The organism is Pseudomonas sp. Bout1 (assembly GCF_034314165.1).
GTDB lineage: Bacteria > Pseudomonadota > Gammaproteobacteria > Pseudomonadales > Pseudomonadaceae > Aquipseudomonas.
In genome coordinates this window covers 3,426,849-3,443,565 of sequence record NZ_JAVIWK010000001.1, presented here as the reverse complement: position 1 = coordinate 3,443,565, position 16,717 = coordinate 3,426,849, and the positions used below count along the sequence as shown (strand labels likewise).

13 protein-coding genes are annotated in these 16,717 nt (G+C 61.2%); 6 read left to right on the top strand and 7 right to left on the bottom strand.

Annotation, left to right across the window (positions count from 1 at the left end):
• Window positions 1-7 precede the first annotated feature (7 nt).
• The 3 genes from RGV33_RS16060 to RGV33_RS16050 are packed head-to-tail and all read right to left on the bottom strand — an operon-like array spanning window position 8 to window position 5,243.
• The gene (locus RGV33_RS16060; protein WP_322145124.1) at window positions 8-2,740 is read right to left on the bottom strand and encodes a glycoside hydrolase family 3 protein; all 2,733 of its coding nucleotides are present in this window, start codon (window positions 2,738-2,740) and stop codon (window positions 8-10) included.
• A gap of 22 nt (window positions 2,741-2,762) precedes the next feature.
• Entirely contained in the window at window positions 2,763-4,049 is a 1,287-nt protein-coding gene (locus RGV33_RS16055; RefSeq protein WP_322145123.1) for an MFS transporter, read from the bottom strand.
• Between the two features lie 15 nt (window positions 4,050-4,064).
• On the bottom strand, window positions 4,065-5,243 hold the full coding sequence (locus tag RGV33_RS16050) for a M20 aminoacylase family protein (RefSeq protein WP_322145122.1): 1,179 nt from the start codon (window positions 5,241-5,243) through the stop codon (window positions 4,065-4,067).
• 108 nt (window positions 5,244-5,351) lie between these two features.
• On the opposite strand from RGV33_RS16050, the gene RGV33_RS16045 reads away from it, so the two are divergent.
• From RGV33_RS16045 to RGV33_RS16035, 3 genes are all read left to right on the top strand, one after another.
• Complete coding sequence (locus RGV33_RS16045) at window positions 5,352-6,305, top strand: LysR family transcriptional regulator (RefSeq protein ID WP_322145121.1); 954 nt, start codon at window positions 5,352-5,354, stop codon at window positions 6,303-6,305.
• A 104-nt stretch (window positions 6,306-6,409) separates the two neighbouring features.
• Complete coding sequence (locus RGV33_RS16040; protein ID WP_322145120.1) at window positions 6,410-7,207, top strand: MipA/OmpV family protein; 798 nt, start codon at window positions 6,410-6,412, stop codon at window positions 7,205-7,207.
• Window positions 7,208-7,379: 172 nt separating this feature from the next.
• Complete coding sequence (locus RGV33_RS16035) at window positions 7,380-8,426, top strand: alpha/beta hydrolase (RefSeq protein ID WP_322148685.1); 1,047 nt, start codon at window positions 7,380-7,382, stop codon at window positions 8,424-8,426.
• Here RGV33_RS16035 and RGV33_RS16030 read toward each other — a convergent pair.
• The gene (locus tag RGV33_RS16030) at window positions 8,377-9,744 is read right to left on the bottom strand and encodes a sensor histidine kinase (RefSeq protein WP_322145119.1); all 1,368 of its coding nucleotides are present in this window, start codon (window positions 9,742-9,744) and stop codon (window positions 8,377-8,379) included. The two genes, RGV33_RS16035 and RGV33_RS16030, sit on opposite strands and share 50 nt — an antisense overlap.
• A complete protein-coding gene (locus tag RGV33_RS16025) occupies window positions 9,741-10,406 on the bottom strand; it encodes a response regulator transcription factor (RefSeq protein WP_322145118.1) in 666 nt (221 codons plus the stop codon). Before RGV33_RS16025 ends, RGV33_RS16030 begins: the two co-directional genes overlap by 4 nt.
• 613 nt (window positions 10,407-11,019) lie before the next feature.
• Between RGV33_RS16025 and RGV33_RS16020 the strand changes: the two genes are divergently transcribed.
• The 3 genes from RGV33_RS16020 (at window position 11,020) to RGV33_RS16010 (ending at window position 15,016) form a co-directional block, all read left to right on the top strand.
• A complete protein-coding gene (locus tag RGV33_RS16020; protein WP_322145117.1) occupies window positions 11,020-12,342 on the top strand; it encodes an OprD family porin in 1,323 nt (440 codons plus the stop codon).
• Between the two features lie 83 nt (window positions 12,343-12,425).
• A complete protein-coding gene (locus tag RGV33_RS16015) occupies window positions 12,426-12,806 on the top strand; it encodes a RidA family protein (RefSeq protein WP_322145116.1) in 381 nt (126 codons plus the stop codon).
• Window positions 12,807-13,027: 221 nt separating this feature from the next.
• A complete protein-coding gene (locus RGV33_RS16010) occupies window positions 13,028-15,016 on the top strand; it encodes a U32 family peptidase (protein ID WP_322145115.1) in 1,989 nt (662 codons plus the stop codon).
• Here the strand turns inward: RGV33_RS16010 and RGV33_RS16005 are convergent.
• On the bottom strand, window positions 14,988-15,770 hold the full coding sequence (locus RGV33_RS16005; RefSeq protein ID WP_322145114.1) for an ABC transporter permease subunit: 783 nt from the start codon (window positions 15,768-15,770) through the stop codon (window positions 14,988-14,990). The two genes, RGV33_RS16010 and RGV33_RS16005, sit on opposite strands and share 29 nt — an antisense overlap.
• A 1-nt stretch (window position 15,771) precedes the next feature.
• A complete protein-coding gene (locus tag RGV33_RS16000) occupies window positions 15,772-16,689 on the bottom strand; it encodes an extracellular solute-binding protein (RefSeq protein ID WP_322145113.1) in 918 nt (305 codons plus the stop codon).
• Between the last annotated feature and the right edge of the window lie 28 nt (window positions 16,690-16,717).

Here is a 16,717-nt window from a genome sequence, read left to right as displayed (position 1 = left end):
GTAACGATCAGAACGAGACGGGCTGGCTGACCCTCACGTTGTCTGACGCACTGGCAAGCTTTACGGTGCGCTGGCCTCGCGGCAGTTCCCAGGACTGAGTCTTCACGGCCCAGTACTGGAGCTTGCGCAGCGGCACGATGATCGACACGTCCCGGGTCTCACCGGCCTTGAGGCTGACTCGATCAAAGCCCACCAGTGTCTGCGGCGCGAACTCGGCACCGTCGACCTGCTGTTGGGGCGCACTCAGGTACAACTGCGGCACTTCATCCCCCGCAACGCCACCACTGTTGGTCAGTTTGAAATTGACCTTGAGGTCGCCATTGCCCAGGCGATGGGTTTGCAGCGCGCTGTAGTCAAAGCGGCTATAGGACAGCCCGTAGCCGAATGCAAACAGCGGTGCCTTGTGCTGGGACTCAAACCAGCGGTAGCCGATATTGACGCCTTCGGTGTAGCTGACCACGCCATCGAGTTGCTGGCCACGCTCGGGGAAGCGCGGGTCGGTGGCGGGATAATCCTGCAGGCTGCTGGCCCAGGTAAACGGCAAGCGGCCGGCCGGGTTGCTGTGCCCGGTGAGGATGTTCGCGGTCGCCGGGCCGCCTTCATCGCCGGTCCACCACATCTGCACCAGGCCCTTGACCTTGCCCAACCAAGGCATGGCGACCGGGGTGCTGGTGTTGAGCACCACCACTACATTGGGGTTGATTGCGGCGATCTCTTCGATCAGTTTGTCCTGGTCACCCGGCAAGCCGAACTGCGGGTCGGTGCGCGCCCAGGCAAAAAACACCACCTTTTTTGCGTTGCGCGCGGCGGCCAGTGCCTGGGCCCGGTTGGCTTCGCGCATGGCCGGCGTGACCCACGCCAGGCGTACTTGAACCGGTGCGGCGGAGGTGTCGTTGTAGGTGCTGACTTCGAGCAGATGCTCGCCACGGCTTAACTTGACCATGCGCCGCACGTTGTTGAGGCCATCGGTGGTCGGCATCAAGGCATCCTGCCCCGGGTGCACCACATCACCGTGCAGGGCATTTTTCAACGAACTGCTTTCGCCGATGATTTTCCCGTCGACCTTCAGCACGGCGCCCGCGCCGAGCATGTGCAGGTTGAGGTTGTAGTCGCCTTCCTGGTCAATCGTCAGGTGGGTTTTCCAGCTCGGCAAGGTGTTGGCCGCCACGGCGTTCGCGCCGGTGAATTGCAATTGGCTGTCACGCTTGCCCTGCCCTGCGTCGACTCTGACCCACCCAGGCTTGCCCTCAAACGACACCCGGTCTGCCGGGATAGCAACGCCGGTCATGTCATTGGCTACCGCCACGCTGATCTCGGCGCTGGGTTCAATGGCCTTGAGGGCCTTGGCCGGCCCGACTTGCAGCTCGGGCATGCCGATTGCGTGCTCGGCGGAAACCCCCAGTGCCACCGGCTGCAAGGCGCCCGGGCCGATCATCGCCAGGCTTGTGAGATCGTCCTTCGACAGGGGCAGCACATGGTCCTGGTTCTTCAGCAGTACCGCCGAATGCTCGCTGGTGCGGCGCACGATTTCGGACAACCCGGCGACCATCGGGGTCGACTGCGGCTGGTGGCTGCCCTTGTCCAGCAGGCCAAAACGCTCCATCTGTCCCAGCACCCGCCCGGCGGCCTTGTCGATGTCTTGCTCGCGGACGGTCTTGTCCCGCAGGGCTTCAAACAGGTTGCTCGGCTTCTCGTCGTTGGGGAACTGCCCCAGCAGCACGTTTGGCCGCTGGCCGACCATCCACTCCTCCGGCATTGGCCGGGCGAAGACTTTTTTCATGCTGCCCATGGACGTGTGCAACGCCGGCTGTTGCTGCTCGGTGTTGTCGTAGTAGGAACGCATGATGTCCCAGAACGGGTGCTGTTCATTGATGCGCCCGGGCATCTCCATGTCCATGCCGCGCTTGACGTACTGGGCACTGTGCACGCCGCCCCAGTCAGAGGTGACAAAGCCCTTGAAACCCATCTGTTTGCGCAACAGCTGCTCCAGCAATTGCTCGTTACCGCAGGCAAATTCGCCATTGAGCTTGTTGTAGGAACACATGATCGAGGCCACGCCCGCGTCCACCGCGTCCTGGAACGGCGCCAGGTACACCTCGTGCAGGGCCTGCTCGGGAATGCTCACATCAAAGCCGGTCATGTCATAGCCGACCAGGTGCTTGGCCTGGGCCATCACGCCCTGGCCCTGGATACCCTTGATCACCTCGGCGCCCATGCTGCCGGTCAGCAGCGGGTCCTCGCCGTAGGTGTTCCAGCCGCGCCGGAAGCCCGAGTCGCGGAACATATTGATGAAGGGTTCCAGTGCTACGTCGATGCCCAGGCGCTTGGCCTCCTCGCCGATCACCGTGCCGTTATCAAAGGCGTCCTGTTTGCTGAAGGTGGCGGCCAGGCCCATGGTCGAGGTGGGAATGATCGAGGCCTTGCGGGTCAAAATGCCGGGCGGGCCGTCTGCCATGCGCAGGGCCGGCACGCCGAGGCGCGGTACACCCGGCAGGTAGCCGGCCTGGCCCTGGTTGGTGGCATCGGCTTCGGTCATGCCGCGGATCAGGTTGAACTTGTCGTCCAGGGTCATCTTTTTCAGCAGGGCGTCCACCCGTGCCTGATCGGCTTCAGCACGCACGTTGGCCTCATTGGCCATGCACTGGCCCGCCAGGGTTGAACACAACATTGCCGCTGCCAGCATCGACAGCCGGAAGAACTGAGGGCGAACACGCCCGTACCGCGTAGTTGAGGTAGTCATGATTAGCTCCGTTACTTCTGGGTTAACGTTGAGTGGGTTCTTTGACGAGCATGAGGCCCAGCAGGGAAACCAGCCCGCACACAATCAGGTAAAACGCCGGCGCACTGGGGTTGCCGGTAAGAGAGATCAGCAGCGTGCAGAAGAACTGCGCGAAGCCGCCGAAAACGATGCTGGCCAGGGCATAGGTAACCGAAAGGCCGGTGGCCCGGACCTGAGCGGGAAAAATCTCCGCCAACAACACCAGCGACGGTACGGTATTGCACACCAGCAGCGCGGCCAGGGTGCTCGCCACGAGCACCAGCGTGGGCAATGTGGGCGAGTGCTGCACCAGCTCGAACGCCGGGTAGATCAACAGCAACAACGCCAGCCGCGACCAGAAGATCATCCGCTTGCGCCCCCAGCGATCGCAGGCCCGCCCGGAAGCCACCGCCAGCGCGATTTGCACGGCGCCCGCCGCGCAGCCGGTCCAGATCCCCGCCGACAGCGGCAGATGCAACTGCGCCACGGCAAAGTTGGACAGGTAATGCAGGATTACATACGAGCCCGACGTGCCGCCGATGGCGATCAGGATTCCAGCGGCCAACACACGCTTATGCTCGCTCCAGCGCAAGCGATGGCTGACGCCGCGCTTCACTTGGTCACTTTCCTGCAAGTGGCGGCGCATGTACGAACCCACCGGGATTACCAGCAGCCCGATCACGAACGGCAGGCGCCAGCCCCAGGCCATCACCTGTTCTTCGGTCAGGGCGTAGTTCACGCTCAGGCCCACCACGGCGCCGAGCAACACGCTCAGGCCTTGGCTGAAGAACTGCCAACTGGTGAAATAACCGCGCTCGTGGCTCTCGGCTTTTTCCATCAGGTAGGTCGTTGAAGCGCCGACTTCGCCGCCAATCGCGAAACCTTGCAGCAGCCGGGCGAACACGATCAGCAACGGCGCGGCGATCCCGATTTGCCCATAGGTGGGCGTGAGCACAAAAATCAGCGAACCGATGGCCATCAACCAAAGGGTCAATACCATCGCGGCCTTGCGCCCTACCCGGTCGGCATATTGGCCGAGCAAAATGCTGCCTAGCGGGCGCATGAAAAAACCGATGCCGTAGGTGGCGAACGCCAACAACAGCTGGTTTGAGCCTTCCATGGGGAAAAACTGTTTGCCGATAACCGTGGCAAAAAAGCTGTAGACCGTGAAGTCGTAGAACTCCAGGCCGTTGCCGATAGTGACGGCCGCGATGTTTTTGGTCCTGCTGGGCTGGACCGGCGCCGATGAACGCGCGGGCACGGCAGACGCTTCAGATGAAGTAGTTTCCATGATCGAATCCGAGCCTCAATTAACAGCAGCAGTGTGCTGGAGCATTTTTTCCACCAGTTTCACCCAATAAGACGCCCCGACCAAAAGGCACTGGTCGTTGAAATCGAATTTGGGATGGTGACACATCACGTTCTGCGCACTGTCGCCATTGCCGATAATCAGGTACGACCCCGGGCACTTTGCCAACATAAAGGCGAAGTCTTCGCTGCCAGTGAGCGGGCGCATATTCTCGATCAGACCTTCTTCCCCGCACCATTCCAGGGCTGCGTTGCGGGCCAGTTCGGTTTCCAGCTCGTCATTGACCAGTACCGGGTAACGGCGGTTGTAATGAACGTCTGCGTTGCCGCCGTAACTTTGTGCGATGTGCTGCGCCAGCGTCGTGATGCGGGTTTGCAACAGGTCGCGGGTGTCGGCGCGCAGAGAGCGCACGCTGACCTGCAATTTGGCGGAAGCCGGTATCACGTTCGCAGCGGAACCTGCATGAATGGAGCCAACACTGACGATCGCGGTATCGAGCGGGTCGATATTGCGCGATACCACGCTTTGCAGGCACAGGGTCAAGGTGGCCGCGATGACCACCGGGTCTACGGTCTTGTGGGGCACCGCACCGTGGCCACCGACCCCGTTCAGGGTGATCGTCGCCGTGTCGGATGAGGCCATGAACGGCCCGGCGAGAAAACCCAGTTTGCCCTGCGGGAAGCCCGGCATGTTGTGCATGGCGAAGATCGCATCGCACGGAAACAGCTCAAACAGACCCTGTTCGACCATTTCGCGGGCACCGCCCAGGCCTTCTTCCGCCGGCTGGAAGATCACGTTCAAGGTGCCGCTGAAACGCCGGGTGCTCGCCAATACCTTGGCCGCTGCCAGCAGGGTGGCGGTGTGGCCGTCATGGCCGCAGGCGTGCATCTTGCCCGCCTGGGTGCTGGCATATTCCAGGCCCGTCTCCTCGGTAATCGGCAGCGCGTCCATGTCGGCCCGTAAACCAATGCGCGGGCCATCACCGTTGCACAACTGCCCTACCACGCCGGTGCCAGCCAGGCCGCGATGCACCTCGTAGCCCCACTGCGCAAGTTTTTGCGCCACCAGGTCGCTGGTTGCAAACTCTTCAAAGCCCAATTCCGGATGCGCGTGGATAGCGTGCCTGATCGCTATCATCTCGTCCTGAATCTGCTCGATCTCTGCCAGAATCTTCATTTTTGTTGTCTCCTCAGACTCGATACGGGTTTGATTCTGCCTCGTATTGACACAATGAAAAGACAAGCTTTAGGCTCGGTGACAACATTTCGTTGTCATGAGGGCAGGATGAAAACCAATCAGTTCACCGCGTTGGTGGCAGTCGCCGAAACCGGAAGCATCCGCAGCGCAGCCAAATCCGTCGGCCTGACCCAAGCCGCAATCACCCGCACCCTGCGCGACCTGGAACAGCAACAAGGCGTGGAACTGCTGGAGCGCACCCACACCGGCGTGCGTTTTACCGAGGCGGGTAAAAGCCTGCTGCACCATGCGCGGCTGATCCTCAGCGAGATCGAAAAGGCCAAGGCCGACCTGAACCTGATCCGCAGCGGGCAGGCCGAGCGACTGCGCATCGCCATCGCGCCCTTTGTCAATTTCACCTTTTTGCCTGAGTGCCTGAGCCTCTACCAGCAGCAGTATCCCCATGTATTCCTGGAAGTGTTCGAGGGCTTGCATGGCATTTCTGTGCCACAACTTCGGGATGGCTACCTGGATTTCGCGCTGATTCAGGCCAGTAATTTCATTACCGAAAACGAGTTCTCGATCGAACCGCTGTTTTCCTACCAGGCCCATGTGGTGGGCCGTACAGACCACCCACTGCGCCATTCCAGCTCCATCGATGAACTGAACGCCATGAAGTGGCTGGCCAACTACCCACCGTCGCTGCACAACACGTTTATCAGCGACCTGAACCGCGAGTTTCGTTTGTCTCCACCGCCCAGCCACGTGGTAAGCGTGCACTCGGCGGGGATCCTGTTGCCGGTGCTGTTGCAGACCGACTCACTGACGGTGCTGCCGAACCTGCTGCTCAAGTCCGAATGTTTTGCCGGTGCGGTGGCGCCGTTGAGCGCCTTCAAGGGTTCCAAGTCGAGAATCCTCGGCGTGGTCAGCCGCCGGGGCAACGTGCGCAGCAAGGCCGCGACTGCCTTCATCGCAGTGGTTAAACAGGTGATCAAGCAGCACGCCCGCAAGCCCAGCTCACCGTTCAGCGAGATGCTGTCGCCCAAGGATTTGTTCTTTTGAGGCGCCCCATCGACAGTTATCTTAATCAGCGATTAATCCGTCTAAAAACTTCTTAAATCCTCCTCGACATACTCCGCCTCAGACCCCCATCTGAGAAAACACACATGTCACCCATCGAAACTAAATCGCTGCCTGTGAACCCCTTGGCCGCGCTTGTCGGGACACTGCTCCTGGCCGGCCTGTCCCTGGTGCCCGGCACCACCCAGGCAGCGCCAGAAAACGACAAGGAATTTGGTTGGGGCCTGGGACTTGGGGCCGGCGTGAGCACTTCCCCCTACCGCGGGCACGACAACGACAGCCAATTGTTGCCGGCCGTGGCCTATGAAAATCGCTGGATCAGCGTGATGGGCCCCGGCATTGACTTCAAGATCCCCAGCGACAGCGCGCTGTCATTTCGTTTGCAGGCCCGGTATGGGCTGGGTGAAGGCTACGACGCATCCGACTCCGATGACCTGGACGGCATGCGCGACCGCGACCCGGGCGTCTGGCTGGGAGGCAAGGCGATCTGGCAAAGCCCTGTCGCGCAGTTCTCCGCGCAGTGGGCCGGCGATGCGTCTGGCAACAGTGACGGGCAAATGATCCGGCTGGCCGTAGAGCGACGGTTTACCGCGAACAACTTCGACTTCACCCCGCGCCTTGAGGCAGTGCACCTGAATGAAGACTACGTCGACTACTACTACGGCGTGCGTGCCAGCGAAGCCACTGCGGCGCGGCGCGCCTACACGGGCGATGCCACCGTCAACATCGAGGCAGGGCTGCGCATCGGCTACCAGTTGGAGGCCAATCAGAAGGTCTTCCTGGACCTGAGTGCCACCCGCCTTGGCAGTGAAATCGAAGACAGCCCAATCGTCGACCGGTCCACCATCGGCGCGGCGCGGCTCTGGTACATGTACCGTTTTTGACCACCAATGCCGCCCCACGCCTTGCCTGCGTTCGCTTGCTTGCTCACACGGAGCCCCAATGAAAACACTAGGGACGCTGCTATTGTCCTGCCTGGCCGGTTGCGCCGAACTTTCGACCGGGACTGTCACGACTGCCCCGGCGACGTTTGCCGACTACCGCCAGCAAACCCTCATGCTGCTGCAACGTGACCGACGTTTTCAAAGCGCCGACCATGCCCTGGAGCTGGCATGGAACGCGCCGCGGGAATGGCCGCCCGATCAGCCTAACGGCAAAGGTATCTTGCTGGTGCACGGGCTGGGTGACTCGCCCGGCTCTTTCATCGACATCGCCCCCCTGCTTGCAAGCCAGGGTTACCGGGTACGCACACTGTTGCTGCCCGGGCACGGGACTCAACCTTCCGACATGCTGGACGTCAGCATCAACGACTGGCGGCTCACCGTGGCGCAGCAAGTGGCGTTGCTGCGCCAGGAGGTCGGCCAGGTGTACCTCGGCGGTTTTTCCACCGGCGCCAACCTGGTGCTGGAGTACGCCATGGATGACCAGGCAATCGCCGGGCTGCTGTTGTTTTCCCCGGCGTTCAAGGCCAGCCTGCCCTTCGATTGGTTGTTGCCCTGGGTGTCCTGGGTCAAGCCCTGGTTTCGCCACCCCGACGGCCCTGCGCCGCAGCAATCGCCGCTGCGCTATCAAAATGTGCCGACCCATGGGTTTGCCCAGTTCTACCTGAGCAGTACTGCCGTACGCGCCAAGCTGGCGATGCACACGTTTGACCGGCCTGTGCTGCTGGTCAGCGCCGCACATGATTCGGTGGTGGATGTCGCGTTTGTGCGGGAAACCTTCAGCCAACGCTTCCCGAACCCGGCGTCACGGATGATCTGGTATGGCGAGTTGGCGTCCACGCAGCGCAATGGGCGGATGCTGGTGCGCAGTGACCAGTTGCCTGGCGAACATATCAGCCAGTTTTCGCATATGAGTGTGTTGTTCTCCCCGGAAAACCCCCAATACGGTCGTCGCGGCACGCAACCGATGTGTTCCAACGGGCAAAATGCCGAAGGCTACCGGCACTGCATGGCGGGGGATGCCGTGTGGTATTCAGACTGGGGTTACCGTGAGGTGGGCAAGGTACATGCGCGCCTCACGTATAACCCGTATTTTGAATGGCAGGCCCAGGTTATGACGCAGGTGCTGCAGGCGTCGCAGCCTCTGGAAAGTACACGCTGATGGCGAGCCCCTTGCCCGCCAGGCCGCTGCTGGTGACGAGATTGGCACGGTGCCCTTGAACGATGTTTTTCACCAATGACAGGCCGATCCCACTGCCTTGCCCGCCGCTGCCGGGCACCCGGTAAAAGCGCTCGAAGATCGCGTCTCTCTCAGCCGCCGCCACGCCCGGCCCGTCATCGGCGACTTGCAGGCAGGGCCCTTGCGCCGAGGGGCCGCAGCTTATTCTGACGCGCTGCCCTGGCCCGGTATAACGCAGCGCATTGTCGATCAGGTTGCGCAGCAAAATACCGATTTCATCGATATCACAGTCGATCAAACACGGTTGCACCCGAAGCTGGAGCACCCGTTGCAACTGAGCGGCCTGGACTTCAAACTCATCGGCCACATACCCGACCAGCTCGCACAGGTCGACCTGGGTGCGCTGTGGCCGCTGGACAGAAGCATCCAGGCTTGCCAGGTCCAGCAACTGCTCGGACAAGCGTGTGCTGCGTGCGACCACTGTCATCAGTTTGTGCAGGGTCGCGTCCTTTTCGGCCAGTGTGGTGGCGCGCAGTGCAATTTGCGCATGGGCCTGCAATGCCGAGAGCGGCGTGCGTAACTCGTGGGCCGCATTGGCGATAAAACGCCGTTCGCCTTCCAGTGCCTGGTCGAGTTGCTGCAGCAAGTGGTTGAACCCCTCCACCAACGGTCGCAACTCCCCGGGCAGCGCTACCACGGACAAGGGCGTCAGGTCGAAGCGGCGGCGCCCGCGCAGGGCATGTTCAATTACCAGCACCGGGCGTAACGCGCGCCGCAAAACCTGCCACATCAACAGCCCCACCAGCGCCAACAGTGATGAAGCGATGCACAGGGCCACGAATGCTTTTCGACGCATATCCGCACTGATGACGCTGTGCAAATAGCCTACCTGGACCGTGAGTTGCCGGCGGCTGTCGGAGATGGAATACACCCGCCACTTCCTTGCATCAATCAACGGGCTCGAAAAACCGTCTTCGAAGCTGCCCTGCAATGGGCTTGGCGGTGCCCCGGGCGCGCCGGTCAACAAGCGTTCGTGGCCCGCCCACACCTGGTACGTTAAAAGTCCCGCCTCGGCCAACCCGGTACTGCTCAATCGCAGGCCACCGTCGCCGTTTGGCAGCCGCTGATTATTGTGCGGGATCGCCAGCAACAACTGGGTGGCAATGGTTTGCAGCTTACTGTCCCAGATGCTGCTGGAGCTGACCTGGGTGTAAATCAACAACGCCGCCAGGGCCAGCGCCCAGCAAATACCAATGGTCAACAACAACACGCGCATCATGCGCTGGCGCAGCGATTTCATTTGCGTGCCCCGGCGATCATATAGCCCTGGCCATGCACCGTCGTGATCAGCTCCTCGCCCAGCTTGCGCCGCAGTTGGTGGATATAGACGGCAATCGTATTGCTTTCAATGTTGCTGGCATGCCCATAGACCACCGCCTGCAAATGATCGCGGGCGAGCACGTGGCCAGGGCGTTCCAGCAACGCGAGCAGCGTGCGGTATTCATGCGCGCTCAACGCCACCCGCTGGCCGCCTCGGGTCACCACGTGGCGGCTGCGGTCCAGGACAATATCGCCCAGGGTCAACAACGAAATCACCCGGCCCTCACTGCGCCGGCTCACGGCCCGCAGCCGCGCCCACAGTTCATCGAGTTGGAACGGCTTGACCAGATAATCATCGGCTCCGGCATCCAGGCCGACGATGCGCGCACTCAGTTGCCCGCTGGCTGTGAGGATCACCACGGGAGTGGGGTCGTGTTGTTTGCGCATGGCCTTGAGCACGCTTAAACCGGACTCGCCAGGCAGGCCAAGGTCCAGCAACACCGCGTTATAGGTATGTTCAACCAAGGCCAGGCGCGCCTGGGAAGCGTCCTTGACGTGGTCTATGTTCCAGCTGTTTTGCCGCGCGCCATCGCACATGGCTTCGGCCAGCATGGCATCGTCTTCGACCAACAATAAGTACACAGCAGGCCCTCGTGTGCTGCTTGGGATGGGGCAACACAATCCGCAAATACCGGATGATGAGCAAAGGCCAGGACCATAGACAAATGTTTTTAAGAAAATGTTAAAACGTTGGGATGGCGCGCAGGAGTGACCGAGCCGTGGCCCCTCACGCACAAATACAAAACACCCTGGTGTTTGACCGTTACAGGCAGATCAATGAGTTCCAGAAGTTGCTGGTTAATCGCTGTGTAAATAAATACTAAATAAACCTACATTCAATATTTAAAAAATCCGCCGCAGAAACTGCGGCGGCAAACCAAAGGTTTTGTCGAAGCAGAGCGGCTAAGACAGCATTAACGCTACACCAGCGCGCCGTTAAAAAAAGTGAATATTAATTAATCGAGTTTAACCATCCCTTCACTGGTCCTTTGTTGCGAGCCGGTTAAAAATCGCCCATCGCACAAAAGCCAGAACCACCAGCCTGTCTGGTTCCCGGCAAAAAAACAACACGCGAGCCCGGCGTCATCGCCAGCCTTAACAATCCCTGCCCAACCGTTATATCCGCCATAAAAACAACGGCGTGCACCTGCGCACGTAACGCGTGGCGATTCATCAATTCGGGAAAGTAACAACCATGGTTAAACAGTGGAGCCTATTAGCGCTGGTGGTATCTACCAGCCTGAGCCAAGTGGCGTTGGCAGACTCAGTAACGGATCAGGCAGACGCCAAGGGCTTTATCGACGGCAGCAGTGTAACGGGGTTGTTGCGTAACTTTTACTTGAACCGCAACCGGGAAAACGGCAAGGCTGACAACCGTGACTGGACTCAGGGAGTCATGGCCAATTACGCCTCGGGATTTACCCAGGGCACCCTTGGCTTTGGTGTGGATGCGTACGCCTATGGCGGGCTTAAACTCGATGCCCAAAGCCAATACGCGGGCACCGGCAACCTGCCGACAGATCGCCATGGTGACCCCGAGAACAGCTACGGCTCGGTCGGCGCAGACGTGAAGATCCGGGTCTCCAAGACCGAGCTCAAATACGGCGACATGCAACCCACCGCCCCGGTGTTTGCTACCGGCGGCACCCGCTTGCTGCCACAGACCGCCACCGGTTTTGACCTGACCAGCAGTGAAATCGCCAACCTGGACCTGGAAGCCGGTCACTTCACCAGCACCAACAGCGGCATGACCGCCGACCATGACCACGAAATCTATGCAACGTACGCCAACGTGCCCGCCTCCAGCGCGAGTTTCGTCGGTGGCAAGTACACGTTCACCCCTGGCCTGAGCGCCACGTTGTACGGCGGCGAGTTGGCCGACATCTGGCGCCAGTACTACACCAACCTCAACTACGTGTTGCCGCTGGGCCGCGACCAATCACTGGCCTTTGACGGCAACCTGTACCGCACCCTCGATACCGGCAGCGCCAAGGCCGGTGCGATCAACAACACCACCTACTCGGTCGCGGCGGCGTACTCCTTCCTGGCGGCGCACACGCTGACGCTGTCGTTCCAGAAAGTGCACGGGGACACACCATTCGACTACGTGGGCACCGGCAACAACGGCGCAGGCGAAGGTGGCGACTCGATCTTGCTGGCCAACTCGGTGCAATGGTCTGACTTCAACGGGCCGGGCGAGCAATCGTGGGGGATTCGTTACGACCTGAACATGGCGAACTATGGCATGCCGGGGCTGAGTTTCATGACCCGCTACATCGATGGTTCGGATATCAACGGCACGCACACACCGGCCAACAGCGCGTACCTCGACCATTACGGTGCGGATGGCAAGCACCACGAGACGGACCTGGAGGCCAAGTATGTCGTGCAGGGAGGGCCGGCGAAGAACCTGTCGTTCCGCTTGCGCCAGGCGTTCCACGTGGCCAACGCCGATCAGGGTGAAGGTGACCTGAGTGAGTTGCGCCTGACCGTGGATTATCCGTTTACGTTGCTGTAAAGCTGAAAAGGCCTGGGTTTGCCCCAGGCCTTTTTTTCGGGGACGATAGCAGCCTTCTTTCGTCCTCCTTGCATGAGACTCCCATGGCCAACCACGACCTCGCCTTCACCCCCGACCTCGACCCGGACTCTATCTCCAGCGACGTCATCGGCTTCAACGGCATCCTCGTCTCCACGCAAATCCCTACCCGCGCCGATGGCAGCCTGGAACTGGGCGACATCACGCTGCAAAGCGAGTGCACCCTGCAAGCCCTGAAAGTTGCCCTGGAACGCGCCGGCAGCTCGATTGACCGGGTGATGCACCTGACCATTTACCTGACAGACATGGCCGATCGCGCCGCATTCAACGAAGTCTACAAACGCTATTTCGCCAAGCCCTGGCCAGTACGTGCGGCAGTTGGCGTGGCAGCCCTGGCGGTTGCAGGCATGCGCGTTGAAGTCACCGCGATGGCTGCCAAGGCCTGAGCCGAACGCTCTATATCGGCCCGCGATGATCAAATGTGGAAGCTGTGAAGCCCCGCCGAGGCTGCGATGGGGTCGCTTCGGTTTCACTGATACACCGCGGCGCCTGCATCGCGGGCAAGCCCGGCTCCCACAGGAGAGTGCATTCCAGGGCTGGGGAGATGTCGATAGGACATTTCGCAGCTACAATGCTCGCCTCCGTGACAAGCCTGACTAAAAAAACTATGTCCTTGCCCAAGCATCACCTGGAATTGCTCAGCCCTGCACGCGATGTCGCCATCGCCCGCGAGGCCATCCTGCATGGCGCCGACGCCGTGTACATCGGCGGCCCGAGTTTCGGTGCGCGTCATAACGCCTGCAACGAGGTGAGCGATATCGCGCAGTTGGTGGAGTTCGCCCGGCGCTACCACGCACGGGTCTTCACCACCCTCAACACGATCCTGCACGACAACGAACTGGAGCCGGCGCGCAAGCTGATTCACCAGCTTTACGATGCCGGTGTCGACGCGCTGATCGTCCAGGACTTGGGCGTGATGGAGCTGGATATTCCGCCCATCGAACTGCACGCCAGCACCCAGACCGACATCCGCACCCTGGGCCGGGCCAAGTTCCTCGACCAGGCCGGGTTCTCGCAGTTGGTATTGGCCCGTGAGCTGAACCTGCAAGAGATCCGTGCGATTGCCGACGAGACCGATGCTGCCATCGAGTTTTTCATCCATGGCGCGTTGTGCGTGGCCTTCTCCGGCCAGTGCAATATCTCCCACGCCCAGAATGGCCGCAGCGCCAACCGTGGCGATTGCTCCCAGGCCTGCCGCCTGCCCTACACCTTGAAAGATGACCAGGGCCGTGTGGTTGCCTTTGAAAAGCACCTGTTGTCGATGAAAGACAACAACCAGAGCGCCAACCTGCGCGCGCTGGTGGATGCCGGCGTGCGCTCGTTCAAGATCGAAGGCCGCTACAAGGACATGGGTTATGTGAAAAACATCACGGCCTATTACCGCCAGCGCCTGGACGAGATTCTGGAAGACCGTCCCGACCTGGCCCGCGCGTCCAGCGGCCGCACCGCGCATTTCTTCCTGCCGGACCCGGAAAAGACCTTCCACCGTGGCAGCACCGACTACTTCGTCACCGACCGCAAGGTCGACATCGGCGCCTTCGACACCCCGACCTTTACCGGCCTGCCGGTGGGTGTGGTGGAAAAAGCCGGCAAGCGTGACTTGCAAGTGGTTACCCATGAGCCGCTGTCCAACGGCGACGGCCTCAATGTGCTGATCAAGCGTGAAGTGGTGGGTTTTCGCGCCAACATTGCCGAGCCAAAAGGCGAGTTCGAAGAAGACGGCGAGAAGCGCTACCGCTACCGCGTCGAGCCGAACGAGATGCCGGCCGGCCTGCACCAACTGCGCCCGAACCATCCGTTGAACCGTAACCTGGACCATAACTGGCAGCAGGCGTTGCTCAAAACCTCCGCCGAGCGCCGTATTGGTGTGTCGTGGGTGGCCCGCCTGCAGGAAGATCGCCTGGACCTGACCGTCACCAGCGAGGAAGGCATCAGCGCCAGTGTGGCCCTGCCCGGCCCGTTTGGCGTCGCCAACAAGCCGGAACAGGCGCTGGAAACCCTGCGCGACCTGCTGGGCCAACTGGGCACCACCCAATACCACGCTACGGCGATCGAGCTGGATGCACCGCAGGCGTTGTTCATTCCGAACTCGCAGCTCAAGGCCTTGCGCCGCGAGGTGATCGAGGCACTGACCGAGGCGCGTATCCAGGCTCATCCACGGGGCGGCCGCAAGGCAGAAACCACTCCGGCGCCGGTGTACCCGGAATCACACCTGTCGTTCCTGGCCAACGTCTACAACCAGAAGGCCCGCGACTTCTATCACCGTCACGGCGTGCAACTGATCGACGCGGCGTACGAAGCCCACGAAGAAACTGGCGAAGTGCCGGTGATGATCACCAAGCACTGCCTGCGCTTCTCGTTCAACCTGTGCCCCAAACAGGCCAAGGGTGTGACGGGGGTGAAGACCAAGGTGGCGCCGATGCAGTTGATCCACGGCGATGAAGTACTGACCCTGAAGTTCGACTGCAAGCCGTGTGAGATGCACGTGATCGGCAAGATCAAGGGCCACATCCTCGGCCTGCCGCAACCCGGCAGCGTGGTGGGTTACATCAGCCCGGACGACCTGCTCAAGACCATCCCGCGCGCACCGCACTGATCCCCTCGCGGCTGCGTACCCGCAGGCACCACAGCGGAAACGGCAAGGTCACCAGCAGCAGCAACCACAACAAGGCGTAGACACTGTCTACGCCTTCGTTCTGCAGGTTGACGTACAGCTTGACCGGAATGCCCTGCGGAAAATACGCAAACACCATCACGATCCCGAACTCGCCAATTACCCGTACCCAGACAATCGCCAAGGCGTTGGCCAGGGCCCTGCGGGTGACAGGCAAGGTCACCCGCAAAAAGACCTCGACCGGCGAACAACCCAGTCCTTTGGCGGCTTCTTCCAGGGAACGCGGCACCGCCTCGAACGCCGTGCGTGCACAGAGGATGTAATAGGCCAGGCCACCGTAGAGCTGCGCCAGGATAAACGCCGGCAGGTTGTTGCTCAGGGAAATGCCCAGGCGCCCCAATGCTTCGCCCAAGGTGGCATAGGGGCCATAGGCGGTGACCAGCAAAATGCCCATGGCCAGCGGCGGCGTCAGCAGGGAAACCAGCAATAGCGCCTCGACCCCGCTGCGCAAGGGTGATGCCGTGCGGGCCAGCCACAAGGCCAATGGCGTGCCCAGCAGCACAATCAACAGCGTCGAGACACTGCTCAACCCCAACGACACGCCCACTGCCGACCCGTCACCATAGGCCAGTTGCAACTGCCCCCAAGACGTCGCCCCGGCCAGCGCCACAAACGGAATGATCAGCAGCACCGCCGCCGGCACGCTCATCCACAATGCGGGCGAGCCCTTCAGCACATCAAAGCGCTCCGCCCTTTGGCTGGCCGTAGCCGTTGGCCGCAAACAGCTTCTGGCCTTCAGGCGATTGCAGGTAACTCACGAACGCCTGGGCTTTTTGCGGGTTGGGTGCGTTTTTCAGTACGGCGGCGTAGAACACCAACGGCTGCGGCTTGAGGGTTTGCATCTGGCCGTTCTTGTCCGGCAGTTGCAGGCTGACCGTGTCGTACCAGTCTTTGGTGAAGGCCGGGTTACTCAGGTTGATCTCGTCGGGCAGCGCGATATACGGCAGCTTGGCAGAGATCGTCGCGCTCTCGTAACCGGAAGCCGCGTCTAACTGACCGGCTTGCAGGCGGGTCAACAGGCCGCCTTCGCCAAACACCTGCTGCGGGTTTTGCAGCTCGCCCAGTATCTGCCGGGCCAGGCCCGGTTGCTGGTAATACTTCTCGGCCAGTTGCACTGTAAAAATGATGTTCTGCCCTTGCGGGTCAGTGGCCGCATCGGTGCGGCCAAAGCGCAGGCCCGGGCTTTGCAGCACTTTCCACCAGGCCGGCGAGTTGGCGCTCTTGCTCGCTTGCAGCGCCGGCGCAAACGCGCTCCTGGGGTTATAGGCGATGACCATCCGGGTGCTGGCCACCGGCACCGCCTGCCCGACCAACCCGGCTTTTTGCAGCACTTCGATAGGCCCAGGGGTGATGGAGACGAACACGTCAGCCACCACCTTCTTCGACGCCAGCAACCGCGCCATCCCGTAGGCGCCCTCGCCCTGCCCCTGGTACGTCAGGTGTTCACGTTCGGCGAAGGCCGGGCCCAGGGCCTTGTCCATCACCACGCCCATGGAGCCGGCGTAGGTCACATGAATGGCGCTTTCGGCGTGGGCCGACAGTGCCGTGGACAGCAACAGGCCACTCAGCAGCCAGGTACGGGTTTTCTTTAACATGAGCGGTTCCGCTGTAAAGGTAGATATA

What these genes read in the sequence shown, in the direction of transcription:
- RGV33_RS16060 (WP_322145124.1), bottom strand. Translation starts at nt 2,740, where the DNA reads ATGACTACCTCAACTACGCGGTACGGGCGTGTTCGCCCTCAGTTCTTC.
- RGV33_RS16055 (WP_322145123.1), bottom strand. Translation starts at nt 4,049, where the DNA reads ATGGAAACTACTTCATCTGAAGCGTCTGCCGTGCCCGCGCGTTCATCG.
- RGV33_RS16050 (WP_322145122.1), bottom strand. Translation starts at nt 5,243, where the DNA reads ATGAAGATTCTGGCAGAGATCGAGCAGATTCAGGACGAGATGATAGCG.
- RGV33_RS16045 (WP_322145121.1), top strand. Translation starts at nt 5,352, where the DNA reads ATGAAAACCAATCAGTTCACCGCGTTGGTGGCAGTCGCCGAAACCGGA.
- RGV33_RS16040 (WP_322145120.1), top strand. Translation starts at nt 6,410, where the DNA reads ATGTCACCCATCGAAACTAAATCGCTGCCTGTGAACCCCTTGGCCGCG.
- RGV33_RS16035 (WP_322148685.1), top strand. Translation starts at nt 7,380, where the DNA reads ATGCTGCTGCAACGTGACCGACGTTTTCAAAGCGCCGACCATGCCCTG.
- RGV33_RS16030 (WP_322145119.1), bottom strand. Translation starts at nt 9,744, where the DNA reads ATGAAATCGCTGCGCCAGCGCATGATGCGCGTGTTGTTGTTGACCATT.
- RGV33_RS16020 (WP_322145117.1), top strand. Translation starts at nt 11,020, where the DNA reads ATGGTTAAACAGTGGAGCCTATTAGCGCTGGTGGTATCTACCAGCCTG.
- RGV33_RS16015 (WP_322145116.1), top strand. Translation starts at nt 12,426, where the DNA reads ATGGCCAACCACGACCTCGCCTTCACCCCCGACCTCGACCCGGACTCT.
- RGV33_RS16010 (WP_322145115.1), top strand. Translation starts at nt 13,028, where the DNA reads ATGTCCTTGCCCAAGCATCACCTGGAATTGCTCAGCCCTGCACGCGAT.
- RGV33_RS16000 (WP_322145113.1), bottom strand. Translation starts at nt 16,689, where the DNA reads ATGTTAAAGAAAACCCGTACCTGGCTGCTGAGTGGCCTGTTGCTGTCC.